Annotated in this window: 17 protein-coding genes; 11 read left to right on the top strand and 6 right to left on the bottom strand. The window is 44.5% G+C overall.

Annotated elements, in window-relative coordinates; genetic code table 11:
- Positions 1-7: 7 nt before the first annotated feature.
- Positions 8-904 (bottom strand): LysR family transcriptional regulator, encoded by an 897-nt coding sequence (locus K5Q73_RS00350; RefSeq protein ID WP_220758704.1) that lies wholly within the window; start codon positions 902-904, stop codon positions 8-10.
- 151 nt (positions 905-1055) lie between these two features.
- Between K5Q73_RS00350 and K5Q73_RS00345 the strand changes: the two genes are divergently transcribed.
- The 7 genes from K5Q73_RS00345 to torD all read left to right on the top strand — a co-directional run bounded on the left by K5Q73_RS00345 (position 1056) and on the right by torD (position 8591).
- Positions 1056-1481 (top strand): PACE efflux transporter, encoded by a 426-nt coding sequence (locus tag K5Q73_RS00345; RefSeq protein ID WP_220758705.1) that lies wholly within the window; start codon positions 1056-1058, stop codon positions 1479-1481.
- A 353-nt stretch (positions 1482-1834) separates the two neighbouring features.
- Positions 1835-3256: a heme anaerobic degradation radical SAM methyltransferase ChuW/HutW gene (gene hutW / locus K5Q73_RS00340; protein WP_220758706.1), complete on the top strand. Its 1422-nt coding sequence runs from the start codon at positions 1835-1837 to the stop codon at positions 3254-3256.
- Positions 3257-3338: 82 nt separating this feature from the next.
- Complete coding sequence (locus tag K5Q73_RS00335) at positions 3339-3728, top strand: DUF2956 domain-containing protein (protein ID WP_259650660.1); 390 nt, start codon at positions 3339-3341, stop codon at positions 3726-3728.
- Between the two features lie 304 nt (positions 3729-4032).
- Entirely contained in the window at positions 4033-4203 is a 171-nt protein-coding gene (locus K5Q73_RS00330; protein ID WP_012156555.1) for a periplasmic nitrate reductase, NapE protein, read from the top strand.
- 40 nt (positions 4204-4243) lie between these two features.
- Entirely contained in the window at positions 4244-5422 is a 1179-nt protein-coding gene (torC, locus tag K5Q73_RS00325) for a pentaheme c-type cytochrome TorC (protein ID WP_220758707.1), read from the top strand.
- Between the two features lie 14 nt (positions 5423-5436).
- Positions 5437-7929 carry a trimethylamine-N-oxide reductase TorA gene (gene torA / locus K5Q73_RS00320; RefSeq protein ID WP_220758708.1) on the top strand — a complete coding sequence of 831 codons (2493 nt, stop codon included), beginning with the start codon at positions 5437-5439 and terminating at the stop codon, positions 7927-7929.
- On the top strand, positions 7926-8591 hold the full coding sequence (gene torD, locus K5Q73_RS00315) for a molecular chaperone TorD (RefSeq protein ID WP_220758709.1): 666 nt from the start codon (positions 7926-7928) through the stop codon (positions 8589-8591). Before torA ends, torD begins: the two co-directional genes overlap by 4 nt.
- 95 nt (positions 8592-8686) lie before the next feature.
- On the opposite strand, the gene torS is transcribed toward torD, so the two are convergent.
- Complete coding sequence (gene torS / locus K5Q73_RS00310; protein ID WP_259650676.1) at positions 8687-11797, bottom strand: TMAO reductase system sensor histidine kinase/response regulator TorS; 3111 nt, start codon at positions 11795-11797, stop codon at positions 8687-8689.
- Between the two features lie 72 nt (positions 11798-11869).
- Between torS and torT the strand changes: the two genes are divergently transcribed.
- Positions 11870-12934 carry a TMAO reductase system periplasmic protein TorT gene (gene torT, locus K5Q73_RS00305; RefSeq protein ID WP_220758710.1) on the top strand — a complete coding sequence of 355 codons (1065 nt, stop codon included), beginning with the start codon at positions 11870-11872 and terminating at the stop codon, positions 12932-12934.
- Positions 12935-13158: 224 nt separating this feature from the next.
- Here torT and torR read toward each other — a convergent pair whose 3' ends face one another.
- From torR to K5Q73_RS00280, 4 genes are all read right to left on the bottom strand, one after another.
- Positions 13159-13869 carry a two-component system response regulator TorR gene (gene torR / locus K5Q73_RS00295; RefSeq protein ID WP_220758711.1) on the bottom strand — a complete coding sequence of 237 codons (711 nt, stop codon included), beginning with the start codon at positions 13867-13869 and terminating at the stop codon, positions 13159-13161.
- Positions 13870-14078: 209 nt separating this feature from the next.
- On the bottom strand, positions 14079-14816 hold the full coding sequence (locus K5Q73_RS00290) for a TorF family putative porin (RefSeq protein WP_220758712.1): 738 nt from the start codon (positions 14814-14816) through the stop codon (positions 14079-14081).
- A 246-nt stretch (positions 14817-15062) separates the two neighbouring features.
- The gene (locus tag K5Q73_RS00285) at positions 15063-15887 is read right to left on the bottom strand and encodes an ion transporter (protein WP_220758713.1); all 825 of its coding nucleotides are present in this window, start codon (positions 15885-15887) and stop codon (positions 15063-15065) included.
- Positions 15888-16030: 143 nt separating this feature from the next.
- Entirely contained in the window at positions 16031-16327 is a 297-nt protein-coding gene (locus K5Q73_RS00280; RefSeq protein WP_220758714.1) for a winged helix-turn-helix domain-containing protein, read from the bottom strand.
- A gap of 194 nt (positions 16328-16521) precedes the next feature.
- On the opposite strand from K5Q73_RS00280, the gene K5Q73_RS00275 reads away from it, so the two are divergent.
- From K5Q73_RS00275 to K5Q73_RS00265, 3 genes are read left to right on the top strand one after another with little or no spacing between them, the layout of a single operon-like run.
- Positions 16522-17172 carry a PH domain-containing protein gene (locus K5Q73_RS00275; protein ID WP_220758715.1) on the top strand — a complete coding sequence of 217 codons (651 nt, stop codon included), beginning with the start codon at positions 16522-16524 and terminating at the stop codon, positions 17170-17172.
- Positions 17162-18676, top strand: coding sequence for a PH domain-containing protein (locus K5Q73_RS00270; protein WP_220758716.1), 1515 nt, complete (start codon positions 17162-17164; stop codon positions 18674-18676). Before K5Q73_RS00275 ends, K5Q73_RS00270 begins: the two co-directional genes overlap by 11 nt.
- Before the next feature lie 2 nt (positions 18677-18678).
- Positions 18679-19257 (top strand): DUF924 family protein, encoded by a 579-nt coding sequence (locus tag K5Q73_RS00265; RefSeq protein ID WP_220758717.1) that lies wholly within the window; start codon positions 18679-18681, stop codon positions 19255-19257.
- Positions 19258-19360 lie beyond the last annotated feature (103 nt).

The raw sequence follows: 19360 nt of genomic DNA, 5'->3' as shown, positions 1-19360 counted from the left end.
AGTCGGCTTAATTAGTCTGTACACTGGTTAAAAGCTTATCCTGCAAAATCTCAATTACGCTTTCAAGTACAGGGCCAGAACCGTGACTGCGAGATACAATACAGCCCACTGCAGTGAGCCAGCCGTGATACTCATGAGCAACGGGCAGCGCCACAACGTCTCCTCTTGAAATGCTGCTCTCAACTAATGATTCAGGCACTACAGCCCAACCTACACCTTGCTCAACCAGCTTAATTAATATTTGATGAGTATTGGCGTACCACAGCCGCGAGCTAATCGCATAACTAAACCACAGCTCGCGCTGTTTGGCGCTGCGATGCACGCACTGACGATAAGACTTTAGATCAGAATCTTGCACTAGCGGCAGTTTGGCTAACTCATGCTGAGGCGCTGCAATGGTTAGAAATCTGGCTTGCCCAAGGGTAAAAAAATCCATATCAACTTTAAGCTCACCGTCAGCGTAAACAATGCCTATTTGCGCCTTGCCATCACGAACCAGCTCTTCAACATCAAAGGTTGAAGCGGAAATTATCTCAAAGTGGGTTACCGGATACTTATCAGCTAACGGAGTCAACATAGCCAGCAGCTCATTACTCATTAAGCTTTCATCAACTGCGATAACCAATTCATGTTCATCTTCTTGACTAAGCGATACTATTTTTTGATCAAAATACTGCTGCTGATGCAGGATTGAATAGGCTATCGGCAGTAAGGCTTTGCCATTATTAGTCAGTATCGGCGTATTCTTATCGCGACTAAACAACTCCTGATTAATCGCTATCTCTAAGTTCGAAATCGCCTGACTCACCCCAGATTGGGCGCGCTTTAGTTTACGCGCAGCGGCTGAAAAAGAGCCGGTTTCGCATACTGTGACAAAGATTTTCAACTGCTCAAAACTATACATAATACCTGTCCAATAGAAGTTTACCGCCGCAAACCATCACGAAGCGTGATAACTGCTAACTTTGCTTACTCGTTTTACCTGTAATAATCAGCGCCCTTTTACAGCCTTAATAGGCTGACATTAATACATGCGACATTTTTTGGAGTAAGCAATGAGTATTATAGAGCGAGTATTTCACTCTGTATTGTTTGAAGTGCTGGCGGTGACATTTTCGATTATTGGTCTATCGGTTTTCACTGACCACGAGGTGATGTCTTTATCAGGAATGATGATAGTTGTTGCAACTATGGCAATGACATGGAATTTTATCTTCAATTGGTTATTTGACCATGCAGTACCCGGCGACAAAGAAAAGCGCCCATTAAAAGTACGTGTTATTCACGTGAGCTTATTTGAAATCGGCTTGCTATTCTTTACCGTGCCGGTGATGGCATACATACTCAACATTGGCATAATAGAAGCGCTAATTATGGACTTAGGCGTTACTGTATTTATTACGATTTACGCCTTTAGCTACAATCTTGCCTATGATCACGCAAGAGCATTTATTGTTCGCCAGCCTACTGTAAGCTGTTAAGTCACTTTACGTTGTTAATAAGCCTATGAGCCAGATCTCACAGGCTTTTTTATTCCTTTCCCAGATTAAAATGTCATTGTGATATCCGCGATGACTAATCCAATTCGTTGCAAGTCCTTCATCTATTGAGCTATTAAATAGACTGTCAGAGTGGCAAATCAAACTGGTAAATCAGCGCTATCAGCCACATAAACAGGAATTGCCAGTTACTGTCGCTTCCCCCCAAAAAAACAAGACAGCTTTACCAACCTCACCTTTACATTGCAAAGAAGGATTAGTTGATCCAACGCACTAAAAACCCATTTGATAATAATTATCATTATCAAAACAACTTTTATAGATTGAGAGCCGTGATGATTTTAACACCCACCATGACAGGCATTGCCAGCCCAGCTCCCCTGCAACATGCATTTAAAGTCAAAAGTGCGCCCCATGCAGGTCGAGGCGGTAGCCGTCCGGTATTTCTTGAGCCACAGCAATGGCAACAATGGTGGCAACAACCTAGTCAGGCAACTGAGCGGGCGCTGTATATTCATATTCCTTTTTGCCGCAAACGCTGCACTTTCTGCAATTTCTTTGAAAATGGCACCAATCCTGAGCGGATCAGTCGTTATATGCAGCGCTTAACCGAACAGCTGCATATTGCCGCCGACACACCACTTTCACAAAGCCAGCCGTTTAATACTGTTTATGTGGGCGGCGGTACGCCTACCGATATCAGTAGTGATGAAGTTAAACAGCTTGGTGAAGCTATTAGCCGTTTTCCGCTAGTAGACAATGCCGAGGTCACGCTAGAAGGCAGACTCAACGGTTTTGACGATGACAAGTGGCATAACGCCACTGCAAATGGCTTTAACCGTTTTTCATTCGGCGTACAAAGCTTTGACACTCAAGTGCGCCAAGCCGCTGGCCGCTTTGACGATAAAGATTTTTTACTTAACCGTTTACAGCAGCTTAGCCGACACCCAAGTGCCAGTATCGTCATTGATTTGATTTTTGGCCTACCAGGCCAAACCTTAGATGTTTGGCAGCAAGATCTACAAGCGGTTATCGACAGTGGCGTACATGGCGTGGATCTATATCAGCTAATCGGTTTAAGCGGCACACGTATCGAAAATGCCCGCGAAAAAGGCAAAATACTCGGTACCGCCTTAAGTGAATTTCAAGCCGACAGCCAAGCCCGCGCCAATATGTATGCCAGCGGCGCTCATCATTTTGAAGCGCAAAACTGGCAGCGACTTTCAAGTTGCCATTGGCGCCGAGATAGCCGTGAGCGCAGCATTTACAATAGCCTCGCCAAGAGTGGTATTGAGATCTTACCTTTCGGCGCAGGAGCTGGCGGCAGTATTCATGGCCACGGCTGCATGAACGCCCGAGACTTAAAGCAATGGCATCAGGCCCATGATGATATGCACTCAACTGAGGCAACAGCTATTTCTGCCATAGCGCTTAATCCGGTTCAAGTACCAGGCATGCTTATGAGCCCTAACCCGTCAGCTAGCTTAGATGCGATTTTCAAACGCGGTTTAGACAGTGGCAAACTAACGCTTAATTTATTAACGCCTGAGATGTGTATGCACCTGCAGCCACTGTTTATCGAATGGCAAAATAACGGTTTAGCCGAGTGCTCAGCACAAGCTTTAACGCTCACCTTAGCGGGACGCTTTTGGAATGTGAATATGCAAACCGGGTTATTCGAATTTCTAGCTAAAAACCCACTGCCAGCACAAACAAGCAACCAATTGGCGCATGGGACTCATGCCATAGCAGGCTAAGAGTGGATCTTTTAAGCGCACTGCACAAGTTAAAGTAGAGCTGATATAGTGCGCTTATTCTTCGCTAGGCATTCATATACTTATGGCAGCAACAAACCCTAAAAAAACCACTAAAAAGCCGGCAGGCACTAAGCCATCGGCTGCAAAAAAAGTGATTTCTGATGAAACCAAATCAGAAGCACTGCAAGTAGCCAAATCAACTCAAAAACCGGGGCAAACCAAAGAGCAAACTAAACTAATTGCTCAAGGCATCGAAAAAGGTATTGCCGAATACAAAAAATTGCAAAAAGGTAAAGCCAGAGAGCGTGATAAAGCACGTAAGCAAGAAAGTCGAGCTAAAGCCCGTGAAGCCAATATTGCTGATCAGGACCATAGTAATATTGAGGACCGCGCCGCCAGCCCATACCTAGCATGGGGATTGCTAACCATTAGCTGGATTGGCTTTATCGCTTATATCATGCTCACCAAATAGTCTCCCATGGGCCTTTAACGGCCAGTTAGCGGCGATTATTTCAGCCTCAATTATGTCAAAAAAAGCACTAAACAGATTCTGTTAGTGCTTTTTTATTTTCGCAATCCATTGTTTAGTATTTAATTGTTTTGTTAAAGCTGATATAAAAACTCAACTAAAGTCGATAATCAAATAGAGATGAGAATTCTATTCATAATTTGTCATAAGTTGTCTTATCTCATTCATTGAAGCCCTCATCACTATTCACATAATCTAACTATACTTACCTTAATCAAAAAATATGGATTAGCTGGAGCACACGGTCATGACTGAGCAATGCCCACCAAAAGAACAAGTTAGCAGCAAAAAAGACGAGCTAAAAGCCTTAGGCTTTATCATCTTTATTTTATTCCCAGCATTAGCCGCCACGTTTGTAAGCGTATACGGCTTGATCATCTGGATATCACTTACATTTAGTGGCGTTGCGTCTCACTAATTTCAATAACTAATTTTAAATTTATTACGAGGATGCCGTTATGAGATGGTTACTTAACATCTGGCGCACACTAACTAAACCAGCTAAGTACTTAACTTTAGGTGCTGTTAGCCTTTCCGCATTTTTAATGGGGATCATCTTCTGGGGCGGTTTTAACACTGCACTTGAAGCGACTAACACTGAAGCCTTCTGTATCAGCTGTCACAGCATGGAAAGCAAGCCTTACCAAGAACTACAGCAGACTGTACATTTTTCAAACCATTCAGGCGTGCGTGCAACCTGCCCAGACTGTCACGTACCACATAACTATGGTCGTAAGATCGCCCGTAAGCTAGAAGCTTCTCACGACGTATACGGTTGGTTATTCAACACTGTTAATACACCTGAAAAGTTCGAAGCTAAACGTCTTGAAATGGCAAGCCGTGAGTGGAAACGTTTTGACCGTGATAAGTCTGCAGCATGTAAAAACTGCCACCAGTACGAGTCTATGAAGTGGGACAGCATGTCTAAGCTTGCTGTTAAGCAAATGAAGCGCGCCGCTGAATTAGACCAAAGCTGTGTTGATTGCCATAAAGGTATTGCTCACAAGCTACCAGAAATGGGTACCGCTCGTGCGCCTGAGTTAATTGCTGAAGTAGGCCGTGGTGTAACAGGTTTACAAGTTGGTCAAACTTACTTCTCAGCATTAACCAAGCCTTTATTCTTCAACGAAAAAACAGACGTTGAAGCCGGTACTCTGAATATTGCAACTAAGGTTAAGATCTTAGAAGTAAAAGGTAATCGCGCCAAAATTGGTATCGATGGCTGGAGAAAGAAAATCGGTGCTGGTCGCGTGATCTACTACGACTTTGGCTTAAACATTCTATCAGCTCAGCTGACTAAAGACGCTGCGCTTGAAGAAGGTGTGATTAAGACTTTCGAAGAAAAAGAAGATCCAATGACAGGCCTTAAATGGCAACGAGTTGAAGCAGATATCTGGACTGATACAGACTACTTGCTAACAGACCTTCAACCTCTTTGGGATTACGCTCGTAGCACATACAGCACTGCATGTAGCGTATGTCACACTCAGCCAGCTGAAGCGCATTTTGATGCCAACACATGGCCAGGTATGTTCCAAGGCATGATCGCATTCGTCAACATGGATCAAGATACCCAAGCTTTGGTACAGAAGTATTTACAAGAGCATTCATCTACTTTCGATAAGTCAGCTCACTAATAGGACATAGCGTAATGAACAGAAGAGACTTTCTAAAAGGCTTAGTTGGAACATCTTATGTCGTACTTAGCGGATCATCAGTACTTGCACCGCTAAACGCTTTAGCGGCAGCTGGTGCAGATGCGTCTGACGGCTGGCTTACAACGGGTTCGCACTTTGGTGCGTTCAAGATGAAGCGTAAAAATGGCGTGATCTCTGAAGTTAAGCCTTTCGATACCGATATGTATCCAACGGATATGATCAACGGTATTAAGGGCTTAGTTTACAACCCATCACGTGTTCGCTACCCAATGGTGCGCCTAGACTTTTTATTAAAAGGCCACCAAAGCGATACCACACAACGCGGTGATTTCCGTTTTGTACGTGTCACTTGGGACAAAGCATTAGGTCTATTTAAAGACTCGCTTGACCTTATTCAAACCAAGTATGGTCCATCAGGGCTGCACGCTGGGCAAACAGGTTGGCGCGCAACAGGTCAGTTGCACTCAAGCACTAGCCACATGCAACGCGCTGTAGGCATGCACGGTAACTTCGTTAAGAAGATTGGTGACTATTCAACTGGTGCAGGGCAAACCATTTTGCCTTACATCTTAGGTTCTACCGAAGTTTACGCTCAAGGTACCTCTTGGTCGTTAATTCTGGAACATTCTAAAACCATCATTTTATGGTCGAATGATCCATACAAGAACCTACAAGTCGGCTGGAACGCTGAAACACACGAGTCTTATGCTTACCTTGCTCAGTTAAAAGAGAAAGTAGCTAAAGGCGAAATTCGTGTGATCAGTATTGACCCTGTCGTCACGAAAACACAGCAATACCTAGGTTGTGAGCAACTTTACATTAATCCGCAAACCGACGTAGCGTTAATGCTAGGTATTGCTCACGAAATGGTAGACAAGAACCTTCACGATAACGCGTTTATCGAAGGTTATAGCTTAGGTTTCGACCAGTTCTTACCTTACATTAAAGGTGAAACTGACGGTGTAGAGAAAACTCCTGAGTGGGCTGCAGAGATCACTGGCGTTTCAGCCGAGATCATCCGCGACCTTGCTAAGGTAATGACTAAAGACCGTACGCAAATGTTGATGGGCTGGTGTATTCAGCGTCAACAACACGGTGAGCAGCCTTATTGGATGGCAGCTGTACTTGCAACCATGATTGGCCAAATTGGTCTTCCAGGCGGCGGTATTAGCTATGGTCACCATTACTCAAGTATTGGTGTACCATCTTCAGGTGCAGCAGCGCCAGGTGCGTTCCCACGTAACCTAGATGACGGCCAGAAGCCAATTTTTGACAGTACTGACTTTAAAGGCGCAAGCAACACGATTCCGGTTGCACGCTGGATTGACTCAATCCTTGAGCCTGGCAAGACTATTGACTCAAACGGCTCTAAAGTCACCTATCCAGACATTAAGATGATGGTGTTCTCGGGTAACAACCCATGGAACCATCACCAAGACCGTAACCGCATGAAGAAAGCGTTCCATAAGCTTGAGTGCATCGTGTCAATTGATATGAACTGGACGGCGACCTGTCGTTTCTCTGACATCGTACTACCTGCTTGTACGACGTTTGAACGTAACGATATCGACATCTATGGCGCATATGCAAACCGTGGTTTGCTTGCGATGCAGAAAATGGTTGAGCCGTTATTTGAGAGTCTTTCTGATTTCGAGATCTTCACTCGCTTTGCTGCGCTACTCGGCAAAGAGAAAGAATACACTCGCGGCATGACCGAGCACGACTGGTTAGTGAAGCTTTACAACGACTGTAAAGCCGCCAATGCCGGTAAGTTTGAAATGCCTGAATTCGAAGAGTTCTGGAAAGCAGGATATGTTTACTTCGGTGAAGGTAAGCCTTGGGTTCGTCATCAAGCATTTAGAGATGACCCTGAGATCAATCCACTTGGAACACCATCTGGTTTGATTGAGATCTTCAGCCGTAAGATCGCCCACTACGAATACGATGACTGCCCAGGCCACCCAACTTGGATGGAAAAAGCAGAACGTAGCCATGGTGGTCCAGGTTCAGACAAGCACCCTATTTGGATGCAGTCTTGCCACCCAGACAAACGTTTGCATTCACAGATGTGTGAATCAGAAGAGTTCCGCGAAACTTACACAGTTAATGGTCGCGAGCCTGTATACCTAAACCCTGAAGATGCTAAGAAACGCGGCATTAAATCAGGCGATGTTGTACGCGTGTTTAACGACCGTGGTCAGTTACTTGCTGGCGCAGTGGTATCGGATAAATTCCCTAAAGGGGTTATTCGTATTCAAGAGGGTGCCTGGTATGGCCCTGTTGGTAAAGACGGTAGCAAAGAAGGCGGCGCTGAAATCGGTGCAATCTGTAGTTATGGCGACCCAAATACCCTAACTCTAGATATCGGTACTTCTAAGCTTGCACAGGCTTGTTCTGCTTATACTTGTCTTGTTGACTATGAAAAGTATCAAGGTAAAGTACCAGCAGTTAGTTCATTTAGTGGCCCGATTGAGATTGCATTATGATTAAAGATGCTGTGAATACAGAGACAGTTGAAATTAACCCAGTAGATCAGGTTAGAAGCACGATTTATCAATTACTTTCGTCATTATTTGCCAAAGAAATTGACCATAAAATCTTGCATGATTTAACCAGTGATCAAGCCCAGCAATTTTGGGCGCAATTGGGTAGCGAAGCTGAATTTAAAGCTGACGTTGATGTTTTAGTTGCTGAGCTTGCTAAGCTTAATACTGATAAAGCATTACTAGAACTTGCTGCAGATTATTGCGGTCTGTTCTTAGTTGGTACTAAATACAGTGCATCACCTTATGCAAGCTTATACCTAACAGATAAGCCAGCTAAGAAAGGCGATGAGCCACTGCTCTTTGGTGAACAGCATCAGCAGATGACTCAGTTTTTAAAGCAGAGTCAACTGCAAGTACAAAGTGAGTTTCCAGAGCCTGCGGATCACTTAGCAGTGATTCTGGCCTATGTTGCTCACCTTTGTACCCATAGTGATGAAGCCGAGCAGCAAAGCTTTATTAAAGCTAACTTAGCTAACTGGTTAGGCAACTTTGTTGCTAAGGTTACTGAGGTTGATACCGGTAACTTTTATCAAGCATTAACGCGCTTAACCTATGCTTGGGTGAAGTCTGATGCCGAGTGGCTTGAGTCTGAATTGAACTAATCCCTCATTGATTAGGAATTAGATTCAAAAAAGGGTGATGAACTTACGTTCATCACCCTTTTTTATACCTGCAAATTTATCTACTGATACTGATATTAGGCTTTAGGCTGCTCAGCTATCCAAGTCTGCAAGGCTGCTAATGATGCTTGCCACAACGCCATAAGAGAATCATGTTCAGTTTGCTGATATCGGCTTGAGCTCATTGCTGACTTCTCTAACAGCTTACATCGCTCTGATAGCCTAGCTAACCCCATATTCGCACTGCTGCCTTTTAGTGCATGCAATATATGACCAATATCGGCATCAGCCTTGAGCAAACCTTCAAAGTGCACTTTGCTGGTTTGTTGATAAATTTTAGCCAGCTCAATAACCGTCTCTAAACCTAGGTAAGTTAAGTCTTGGGTTAACTGCGTCTCATCGAGTAATGCAGCTTCTGTTCTATCACTGCCCAAGGAGTATTCCTGTTTATCAATAGCAGCTGTTTGATCGCTCAAGGCTGTTTTCTCGCTCAGTGCTGTTTCAGCCTGGATTTCGATATCTTGTAGCGGTTCGGCATTACCAAGCCAATTAGATAAAGCTTGCATATCAAGGGGTTTCATTAAGACTAAATTGAAACCTTTCTCTTGATAGTTTTCCATATCATCGGCCTGCAGCTGTGCAGTAAAAGCCGCTATTTCGATTTGATGTTCAGCTTGCCTATTAACCTCTTGTAGCTCAGCGAGTAATTCGATCCCCGAGCCATCGCCAAGCTGAATATCGAGCATAATGGCATCGAATTGCTTTGCCGTTTGTAGCGTATAGGCTTTTCTCGCAGCTTCACAGCTCTTTGCGAGTACCGAGCTATGGCCAAGGTGGGCTAGAAAACCCTGAGCTACCATAGCGTTAATCTTATTATCTTCAATAACTAAAAGATTTTTAGCTTGGGTATGAATAACTTGCTGCTGCAGCTCATAGTCAGGGCGGTCACAAACTATCAACGGCAGCGAGAAACCAAAGCAACTGCCCTTACCCAACTCACTCGTTACCCATACGCCGTTTTGCTCAGCTTGAGTGCTACTATTCATCAGTTCAACTAGCTGCTTACTGATAGCAAGGCCTAAACCCGTACCTCGGTCTCGACCTTTACTAGGCTCATTACTGTATGCCTTAAATAGCTTTTTCATCGCCGAAGCATCAATTCCTACACCAGTATCCTGAACTTTAAACTGTAGCGAGTCATGCTTAACTTCGACGGTAAGCTCCACCTCACCTTGAGGAGTAAACTTAATCGCGTTACCCAGCAAATTGAGCAGCACCTGTCTAAGCTTGGGGCCATCGATATATACCCATTTAGGCAAATCGCTATGGTTTGAGCGCAGAGTTAACCCAGCGAGTCCGGCACCAGCAAGCATAATAGCCACAACTTGATCCAACAGCTCATTGATATCCACAGCTCGGGGTTCATTAGCCAGTTTTCGCTGCTCTAATCGAGAAAAGTCTAAAATATCATTCAGTACCGTCTGCAGTAGCGTGCCGCTATATTGTGAGAGCGCTAACATCTGCTGCTGCGCCGCAGGTAGCTTTGAGTGCCCAAGTAAAGTTAAGGTACCTAAAAGTCCATTGAGAGGCGTGCGGATCTCATGGCTCATGGTGGCTAAGAACAGCGATTTAGCCTGGTTAGCTTGCTCGGCCATATCCCGGGCAAGCACATGGCCTTTGGCCTCTTTATCTAGCTGGATATTCGCTTCGGCAAGCTCTAAGGTTCTTGCTTCTACCTTTGCTTCAAGTGCCTGCTTATGTTCATACAGCTCTGCCGCAGTTTCTCGAAGTTCAGCCTGCAGTTTTTGATTATGATCTGTTTTTTGCTTAAAGGCTTTAATCGCACTGGCCATTGCCGCTAGTTCATCGTCACCTTGAGTATCAATAGTTACCGCTGTGTTGCCTAAACTGAGTTGAGCCAATGCCTTAGTCGCGGCATCGAGTTTTAAGGCAATACCTCGATAGATGACCTTATAGACCACCACAAAAATCACCAGAAACATCAGTAGCCCCGTCATCCATAAGCCAAATTTCGACCAAGTTAACTGCTTGAGATAGTCGTTTCGGGCATTTTCAGCTTCCAAACGCTGTAACTGCATGGCATAAGCAACCGCTTCATTGAGCACATCGAGTTTATCTGTAATGGTTTGTAGCTGTAACTCCTGCGCTCTATGGTACTTGGTGTACTCTTTCTGTAAGGAGAGGCTACTGGGTAGCGTTTGCAATATCGCAAACTGCTTAGCTAAGGTATTGGCCCTATCCGGATCACGAATAATATGAGTCAAACTGGAGAGCGAGCTAAGATAGCGGCTATCTGAATTGCCAATACTCCTGTCTAAGTGATTGCGCCCCGCAGGGTTAGGGGCAGCTTGCTGCGCTTGTGAACTTAAAGCAACTGCTAAGGGGGCTTTGCTTGGGTTTACAGTAGGAGTTATTCGGCTCCCGAGATCTCCCAGAAACGGATAAATCCCCGTTTCTAACTCGGGCGATTGAAACATCTGCCCCATAAGAGCAATGTTATGCACGATTTTAAGTGCACGATTAAGTCGCTCTTGGATATCTAAATCTTGTTCTATCAGAGTATCGAGCAACTGCGACGTTTTCTCTGCGCCTACAGCATCAGGGTAGGCTAAACTCAGTTTAGATAAGATCCCCGAGTCGACGATAGCCAGCTCCGCAAGTAGCAAGTCAGTACTTTTATTTGCTGCGTTAACGAGTTCTTTACCCTGCTTCTTCAAGCTATAAGCCACCTGAATACGTTGCCCTACTTGCTCCCCTAACTCTGAGATGTCGACAATAATCTCCGAAGCGCTCTGCTCAAGACTCAGGTCAAAATTCACTTCTAGCGCCTTAAGTATCTTAATCGCGCTGAGCATAGTCGCACTTTCAATCGACAGTTTGCGCCCTACAAACTGACGCTGCGCCTCATCTTGTGTCTGACCTAGCAAACCTGCATTTTCAGCCAATGCATTACTCGATAGAGCCAACTGACTTGCGGCCTCAGAGGCAGGCAATGCTCGGTTGTATAAGTATTTATCCGCCTCTTGAACCCATCGCAAACTCACACTACCCAAACTAACCAGTAGTAGCAAGAGTAAAGCAAGCAAACCAAAAGCCAGCATAAGACGACCAATTAGGCTTTTTCTCGATAGAGATAATTTAGGCAAGGGGGATTTTGGCAAGAACAATACACTCACTGTTATCTGTTAAGCTGATACAATATTAATCCTTTACTCATTCGATTCATAGAGACGTTATCCATGGTTAAAGTTTTGCAGCAGCGAATATTACTCGTTTTCGGCTTAAGTTTTTTAAGCCCTATTGTCATTGCTGCGACAACGCCGTCATCTTGGTCGCTTGAGCAGAGAATTCCCTACGAAAAAGTCTTGCAACAAACTACGCCGTTACAACTTACACCGCTCACCTCGGCTAAGAAAAGTTGGCGCATTTGCGCCTTAGTACCACATTTAAAAGACACCTACTGGACAGGTATTAACTACGGACTAGTACAGCAGGCTAAAGCGTTAAATCTAAAGCTGGAACTGTTCGAAGCAGGCGGTTATTACGGCCAAGATAAGCAGCTAACTCAACTCGATAACTGCATGAAGCATAGCTTTGATGCCATTTTACTCGGCGGCGTTCGCCCCGATATTTTAGATTTTTATCAAGCACCGATTACTAAACCCGTTATCGCTCTAGTCAATCGACTCCAGCACCCAAAAGTGAATACGCGCGTGGGCGTAAACTGGTATCAGATGGGCTTAAAAGCAGGGGAATATATCAAGCAGCAAACCAAGAAGCCTGCAACCTTAGCCCTATTAACCGGCCCAGACAAACTCGGTGGTAGCGACTACGTAGAGCAAGGGTTGTCAGCGGCCTTGAAAGACAGTTTAGTTAACATCAGCGCAGTGCATCACGCCGATAATAATCGTAATCTGTATCGAGATGAACTTGAGGTGCTATTAAGTGAACAGACGCCCGATTACATCCTTGGTAGCGCTGTTGCCATAGAAGCTGGGGTCAGCATACTGAGGCAATATCAGCTTACCGATAAAGTGAAACTCGTTAGTAGCTATCTATCGCCTGCGGTGTTGCGAGGGATTTATCGAGGTAAAGTGGCGTTTAGTAACGACGACCAAGTCGTTCTGCAAGGTAAGCTGGCTATCGATATTACGGTGAGAGAGTTAGAGGGAGCTCAAGCTTTTGGCGATATAGGACCAAAAATTAAAACCCTTTATCCTAAACATATCAGTGAAGATGTACTAAGAACCAGCTTGCCACCCGCAGATTACTATCCAATTTATCGGGTCAATACTGGATATTAAGTCGCCTTAAGTTGTTTAAATCGTTTCAGTACCCCTTCACCATGAATGGTCACAAACCGCTCAAACGAGTCAGCTTTAGTCTTTCACTTTAGCCGCAAACAAATAGCCTTCACCGTGAATGGTAACAAACAACTCACTGGATAATTTATTGCGCACATCAATGAAGGATAATGACATCGACAACTTGTTGGCTAAAATATAAAAATAGCTTAAACGAGTCAGCTTTAGTCTTTCACTTTAGCCGCAAACAAATAGCCTTCACCATGAATGGTAACAAACAACTCACTGGATAATTTATTGCGAAGGCGACGGATAATCACATCGATTGTTCTGTCGTTTACGTCCTGATCTCGGTGGCTAGTTTGCAACATTAAACGTTCACGCGATAACACCTGTTGTGGATGCAAAGAAAAGGCGGTAAGCAACTCAAACTCGGCTTTTGTTAGCTTGATTGGCTCACCATTGTGGGTCAGTTGGCGGCTATTGAGCTCTAATATATAGTCGTTAAAAGCGATAATATTATCATTTGGATCGTCTTGCTCTGCACTATCGGCAACGGCTTTTTTCACTAACGACATACGCCAGAGTAAGTTCTTAACCCTAACTAATAGCTCTCTTAGCTCGAAAGGCTTGGTGACGTAATCGTCGGCTCCCATCTCTAGGCCAACAATCTTATCTATGGTTTCATCACGTCCAGTCACTAAGATGATCCCTACATGGCTCCTGCTTCGCAATTCACGAGCCAGACTCAAGCCATCGACGCCGGGTAAGTTAATATCAAGCATGACTAAGTCGATATGCTGGCGGTCAAATTCGTGCCACATCTGATCACCATCTTGAGCTTCGAGTACTTCATAGCCCTCTTTCTCAAAATAGCCTTTTAACCTAGCTCTAATGACGGCTTCATCATCAACAACCAGTACCCGGTATGCCATATATCACCTCAACCTAAACCACTTTTATCGACAAAAGCGTCCGCAAAATTGCGCCACATAATATACACAAGTTAGCGCGTAAAGCGAGCAGTTGAAATATTTACGACTAAAATCTAAAAATACTCAGCCACAAAAAAGCCAACTCAAAGGAGTTGGCTTTTATTTATCAATGCATTAGCACTGACAAATTCATTTATTCTATATGCAAATTAAAAACTTTTGCTCACACCAAACACGACGCGATCATCGAAGATTTCAGTTTGTGTTCCGTAGACTAAGTGAGTGTCATCCACTGAACTTCCGTGGTAACGCAGATCGAATGTTAGGCCAACATAGTTAGCTTCAACACCTAAATTCCAGTGAGTCCACCCCTCTGCACCTTCACCGTCAAGATCTTGATAACCAAATGAACCAGAAAGTTTCACGCCATTATTGAAGTCATAGCTTGGGTGAATGGCGTAGTTCACGCCTTGCCAACCATCAACACCAAACCAGTCATCTAATGTTGGTGTGACTTCAAGCTGAACATTGGCTTGGCCAAACTGCTTAGCGACTCGCACCCAAAGCTCTGTGTAGTTTGAGTACGAAGCGCCAGGATAAAGATATGAGAACACCATAACATCATAGGTAAAGCCGCTGTCACCAAATGCGCCGGCCTTACCGATATAAGGTGCGGTTACGATTTCAAGATTTGGATCGGCAAACTTGATGTTTGAAGCAAATACACCAGTGTACCAGCCGTCATCATTGCCCCAACCTAGCGTGCCTTGTACTACAGGTACATCGCCGTCCATAGTTTCTGATTCACCACGGAAAACATAGTCGGTCGCAAATTTAACGTTGCCACTAATTTGTCCGCCAAGCAGTTCGTTGTCATCAGCAGCCACTGCGCTGCCCATGGTCGCCATAGCTAAACTGCCAAGCATAATTGCATGTGTAAATTTCATAATCATCATCCCAATATTTTCGATCTAAGTTATCAATCTAAAATCTCAACCTAGGCGGTTGATTGATTAATCCAAGCTTAGCAATATCAGCTTATACTAATCTAGGTTTTCGCCTAAGTTTTCATCTAAGCTTGTATCTAAATTTAGGTAAAGCTTACTCTCAAGTTATTAACAACCTTGAGAGTAAATATGAATTAATAAACCAACATTATGAACAAATATGAATAGCACACGACAAAGTACGGCCTAGCTCGCCTTTCTCAGCAGCAGCGCTTTTAGCTCCTCAATTTGCACTTTAAGCTCGGCGACATCCGCAGCGCTAGCTGGTTTATCTGCTGGATCATCGGCAGCCTCTTCACCTCTCATCGCGGCTGTTTCTTGGGTCATCACATCTAACACTGCCCCTACCATCATATTTAAAAACACGAATGCAGTTAAAAAGATAAAGCTTAGATAATAGATCCAGCTGAGAGGGTATACAGCCATGGTCTCGTACATTATCGATGTCCAAGACTCGAAGGTTGAGATCCTAAACAAGGTCAGCATAGCAACTGAGACATCTCCCCAGAGGAAGTCATTTACATTGGCAAAGAACATACTGCCTACCGCGCCATATATATAGAAAATCACAAACATCAGTAAAGCGATATAACCCATTCGGGGTATAGCCTTTAACAGCGCATTCACCAACATTCTTAGCTCAGGGATCATAGACACTAAACGCAGAACTCTGAAGATCCGCAGCAGACGGGCTAATAGAATGGCCGAGCCACCAGCAGGAATAAGACTACCGATAACAATCATGGTGTCGAAAACATTCCAGCCGTTGCTGAAAAATCGCTTAGGGCCGTCACTGGCAAGAAAACGGATCACAAGCTCAATGGCGAAAAATACCGTAATACCGATATCCAGCACGACTAAGCTCTGCTCCATCCACGCTGGAAGATGATAGGTATGCGCGCCAATGGATAACGCCGACACCACGATGACGAAAATAACAAAACCTTGAAAAACCTTACTATTGTCAATCAACTTAAGCTTTGACTGCAGGCCAGAAACGTTCGCAAGCACACCTTGCTCCTTTAGGGTAAAAGAGAATGAAATAAGCATGCACTCAATGGTGTGAGTGCATCGGGGCGCGAAGTGTAATGATCAAGGCTTAATTTTGTGTTAAATCAAGCCAGGAAAGTGATTTATAGCATAATAAGATAAGGTTAACTCAAAACAGACTCTATCTGAGCAAGGTGCTGCTCAACCCAGTCTCGGTTTATAGCGCCCCAATGGTTTATCCGGTAAAAACCAGCATTATTGCGCTCGCCATCTTGCACAAACTCGCACTCAATCGTTAAGTCTCCCAAAACGGCTATTGCATCTTGCAGGGTTCGACGAGGCATTTCTGTTAGCTTGTGTAACGACAATAAGTTATGTCTTTCACTATCGATTAGGTAAGCAATATAGAGCTTTCTAAAAAAAGCACTTTGCTGTTTAGAGGCAGTTAAGGTCAGGCTCATAACAATCTTATATTCTGGATGATTAAGGTAAACTACTTTATTTACAACAAATAACAAGTAATAACTGGATAGGCTAAAACACTCAACTGTTGCCAAATATGTCTCACTGTAGCGATAACGCCACACATACTGATATAGTCAAATAGAATAAACTGCCGTGAATAAACGACCTTAAATGAAGGACGAGAGTTGAAATGGATAGCAGCAACAATATCAGCAACGAAGCTGACTCTATTAACGAACAAGCTTGCCATGACTTAGTTGCACAGAATGAGTGGCAAGGCTTCGATCAGGTACCACTTCAGCCAGTCGATAAGCGCCATTACACCCAAGTGTTATGCGAAAGCCTGATACTTGGCTGCATCGCGTTTATTGCGGTGTCTCTGGCCGTGGTTCTACCTAGAGAGCTACAACTTCCCCTATTGCTAACCATATTAACGGGCCTGTTACTGTTATTGGCAATCCTTGGCTATTTGAGAGATCGACATGCCAAGTCGCTGGCTTACGCAACATGCGAACATGAACTTATCATGCAAAAGGGTTTTTGGTGGGTTAAACGCACCTCGCTTCCTTATTCAAGGCTCCAGCATGTTAGCCTGTCTCATGGCCCGCTAGAGCGCTATTTTAATCTATCCACTATCAAATGCTTCAGTGCTGGTAGCGGCTCGGCAGAGATTGAGTTACCCGGGTTAGAACAGCGAACGGCAGAACACCTGCGCCAACACCTGCTCACTCAAGCAGCTAAGGCTAATCCGCAATTACCGTTAGAGACGGCCTCGCAAGAGAATGAACTCGAAGGTGTCACACAGACTATAACCTCGGAAAAGTCTAACGATGACGCATAAATTTACCGATTGGTCATCGTTGTCAGCTTGGTCTATTATCAGCTTTACCCTGCTAACGACACGACAATTATTAAGCAGCGGCTACGCCCTCATTCCAGTTATCTACACCGGCTGGCAACAAGGCTTTAGTAGCCCTTGGGTCATCATTGCAATCCTAGCTGTGGTCGGTCTCATTTTTGTCTTTAGTGTGCTGCAATGGCTTAAGTTTCGCTTTAAAATTGAAACCGATAAGCTCAATATCAGACACGGTATTGTGTTTAAAAAAGCCGATGAACTTCCCTTCAGTAAAATTCAAAACGTACGCTTAGAGCAGCCACTTTACTTCCGTCCTATGGGACTCTATCGTCTCGTGGTCGAAACCGCAGGCTCTAAAGGAAATGAAGCCGAACTGTCGGCCTTAGCTTACAAAGATGCCCTAGCCCTTAAAAAGCAATTAATGGCAGAGCATGATGCGCATACACTGCAAAACGAGCACTCCAGTAGCCCATCACAAGACCAACATACATCTAAACAAGTTAGCACCATTAGCCGTAAGGATCTTAAACAGCTAGTGCTATTTGGACTTTATCAAAATAACGCCATTTGGCTAGCCGTCATTTTGGGTCCAATCTTCGGTCAACTCGATTGGGAGTCGATGGAAAAGCTACAATTGATGCAATCATTTATGGCTTGGTACGACAGCCATATTGCTATCAGCCTGATGCTACAGCTCATCTTTGCTGTTTTAGCGCTAGTTGGTTTGTATCTGCTATTTTCGCTACTTTCTATCGCCTCTGCCGTGTTGAAATACTTGCCTTACCGATTAAGTCGCAGTGGTAATACACTACATCGAACCGGTGGCATTATTGCTAAGCAAAACGATGCATTGGCGATAAGGCGCATACAGGTGATTAAATTCTATCAACCATTGATAGGCCGTTTACTTAAGCTCTGGACCGTCTACTTTAAGCAGGTTCAGGGTCATGAAGTCGAGCAACGAGGTTCGACTAATATGTTGGTTCCCAGCATGAGCCGTGACGATATTGCCAAGCTTCTACCCGAGCTTAAAGGCGTTGAGGCCAGCTCGACTCAGCTTCCTAAGCAATATCAACACATTCATCTTGGCTGGTTCTGGCGCCGTGGGTTGTTGCCACTTTTAGTCCCGGCTATTAACACCTACTTTATCGGTTTTAACCTATTTACCGAGCTACTCTGGGTAGGTGCGAGCCTGTTTTGTATCGGGGTTTACTTAAGATACCGCCAATATGGTTACCAGCTCGAAGGCGACAACCTGTGGTTTCACTCGGGGTTGCTTGGGCGCAGTTGGCAGCTTATCGCTCTGACTAAAGTTCAGCATGTATCGATAACGCAATCACCCAACCAAAAACGCAGTGGCTTGGCTAACCTTGAAATTGGCCTCGCCAGTGGTACAGTAAAGCTGCCTTATATCTCAATCATTGCCGCGCGAAAAATTGCAGAGCGATCCCTCGCGCTTATTCATAACGATCATCGAAACTGGATATAGCCATGAACAAACTAGCCACAGAGCACACATCAGAGCAACCCATTACCCCTGATATGATTATTCACTTTTGGTTTGAAGAAATTGAACCTAAACAGTGGTGGGTAAAGGACCTTGAGTTTGACGCTCTCATTAAGCAACGTTACGCCAGTTTATTAGCTCAAGCACTACAAGGGGAACTCTATCACTGGCGAGCAACCCCGCAGGGAAGGCTGGCCGAGATCATCGTGTTAGATCAATTCTCTCGCAACATTTATCGAGATACTCCAAAGGCCTTTGCCGCCGACGCCATAGCATTAGTGCTCGCTCAAGAGGCTGTGGCTATCAATTGCGACTCTGAACTAAAAGCTAAGCAAGTGCCGTTTTTGTTTATGCCTTATATGCACAGCGAATCAGCATTGGTACATGAAGTAGCGGTTAGGCTATTCAGCCGAGAATCGGCTAAAGGTAATTTAGATTTTGAACTCAGGCACAAAGCTATCATCGACCAGTTTGGTCGTTATCCTCACCGCAATGCCATCTTAGGTCGTGAGTCTAGCGCTGAAGAAATAGCTTTCTTGCAGCAACCTGGCTCCAGTTTCTAGCTTCTAGCTTCTAGCTGAGGCTGTACTTTTACCGCCCTGAAGAGCAGAGCAAAAAAACAGCCACACCGATAATGTGTGGCTGTTTTTTATGACATGTTTACAG

Source organism: Shewanella sp. MBTL60-112-B2, assembly GCF_019655055.1.
Lineage (GTDB): Bacteria > Pseudomonadota > Gammaproteobacteria > Enterobacterales > Shewanellaceae > Shewanella.
Note: the sequence above shows the minus strand (reverse complement) of the source record. Positions and strands in the feature narration are given on the sequence as shown.

Excerpts from the sequence above, each read along its gene's own strand:
- K5Q73_RS00350 (WP_220758704.1), bottom strand. The coding sequence starts at position 904 with ATGTATAGTTTTGAGCAGTTGAAAATCTTTGTCACAGTATGCGAAACC.
- K5Q73_RS00345 (WP_220758705.1), top strand. The coding sequence starts at position 1,056 with ATGAGTATTATAGAGCGAGTATTTCACTCTGTATTGTTTGAAGTGCTG.
- hutW (WP_220758706.1), top strand. The coding sequence starts at position 1,835 with ATGATTTTAACACCCACCATGACAGGCATTGCCAGCCCAGCTCCCCTG.
- K5Q73_RS00335 (WP_259650660.1), top strand. The coding sequence starts at position 3,339 with ATGGCAGCAACAAACCCTAAAAAAACCACTAAAAAGCCGGCAGGCACT.
- K5Q73_RS00330 (WP_012156555.1), top strand. The coding sequence starts at position 4,033 with ATGACTGAGCAATGCCCACCAAAAGAACAAGTTAGCAGCAAAAAAGAC.
- torC (WP_220758707.1), top strand. The coding sequence starts at position 4,244 with ATGAGATGGTTACTTAACATCTGGCGCACACTAACTAAACCAGCTAAG.
- torA (WP_220758708.1), top strand. The coding sequence starts at position 5,437 with ATGAACAGAAGAGACTTTCTAAAAGGCTTAGTTGGAACATCTTATGTC.
- torD (WP_220758709.1), top strand. The coding sequence starts at position 7,926 with ATGATTAAAGATGCTGTGAATACAGAGACAGTTGAAATTAACCCAGTA.
- torT (WP_220758710.1), top strand. The coding sequence starts at position 11,870 with ATGGTTAAAGTTTTGCAGCAGCGAATATTACTCGTTTTCGGCTTAAGT.
- torR (WP_220758711.1), bottom strand. The coding sequence starts at position 13,869 with ATGGCATACCGGGTACTGGTTGTTGATGATGAAGCCGTCATTAGAGCT.
- K5Q73_RS00290 (WP_220758712.1), bottom strand. The coding sequence starts at position 14,816 with ATGAAATTTACACATGCAATTATGCTTGGCAGTTTAGCTATGGCGACC.
- K5Q73_RS00280 (WP_220758714.1), bottom strand. The coding sequence starts at position 16,327 with ATGAGCCTGACCTTAACTGCCTCTAAACAGCAAAGTGCTTTTTTTAGA.
- K5Q73_RS00275 (WP_220758715.1), top strand. The coding sequence starts at position 16,522 with ATGGATAGCAGCAACAATATCAGCAACGAAGCTGACTCTATTAACGAA.
- K5Q73_RS00270 (WP_220758716.1), top strand. The coding sequence starts at position 17,162 with ATGACGCATAAATTTACCGATTGGTCATCGTTGTCAGCTTGGTCTATT.
- K5Q73_RS00265 (WP_220758717.1), top strand. The coding sequence starts at position 18,679 with ATGAACAAACTAGCCACAGAGCACACATCAGAGCAACCCATTACCCCT.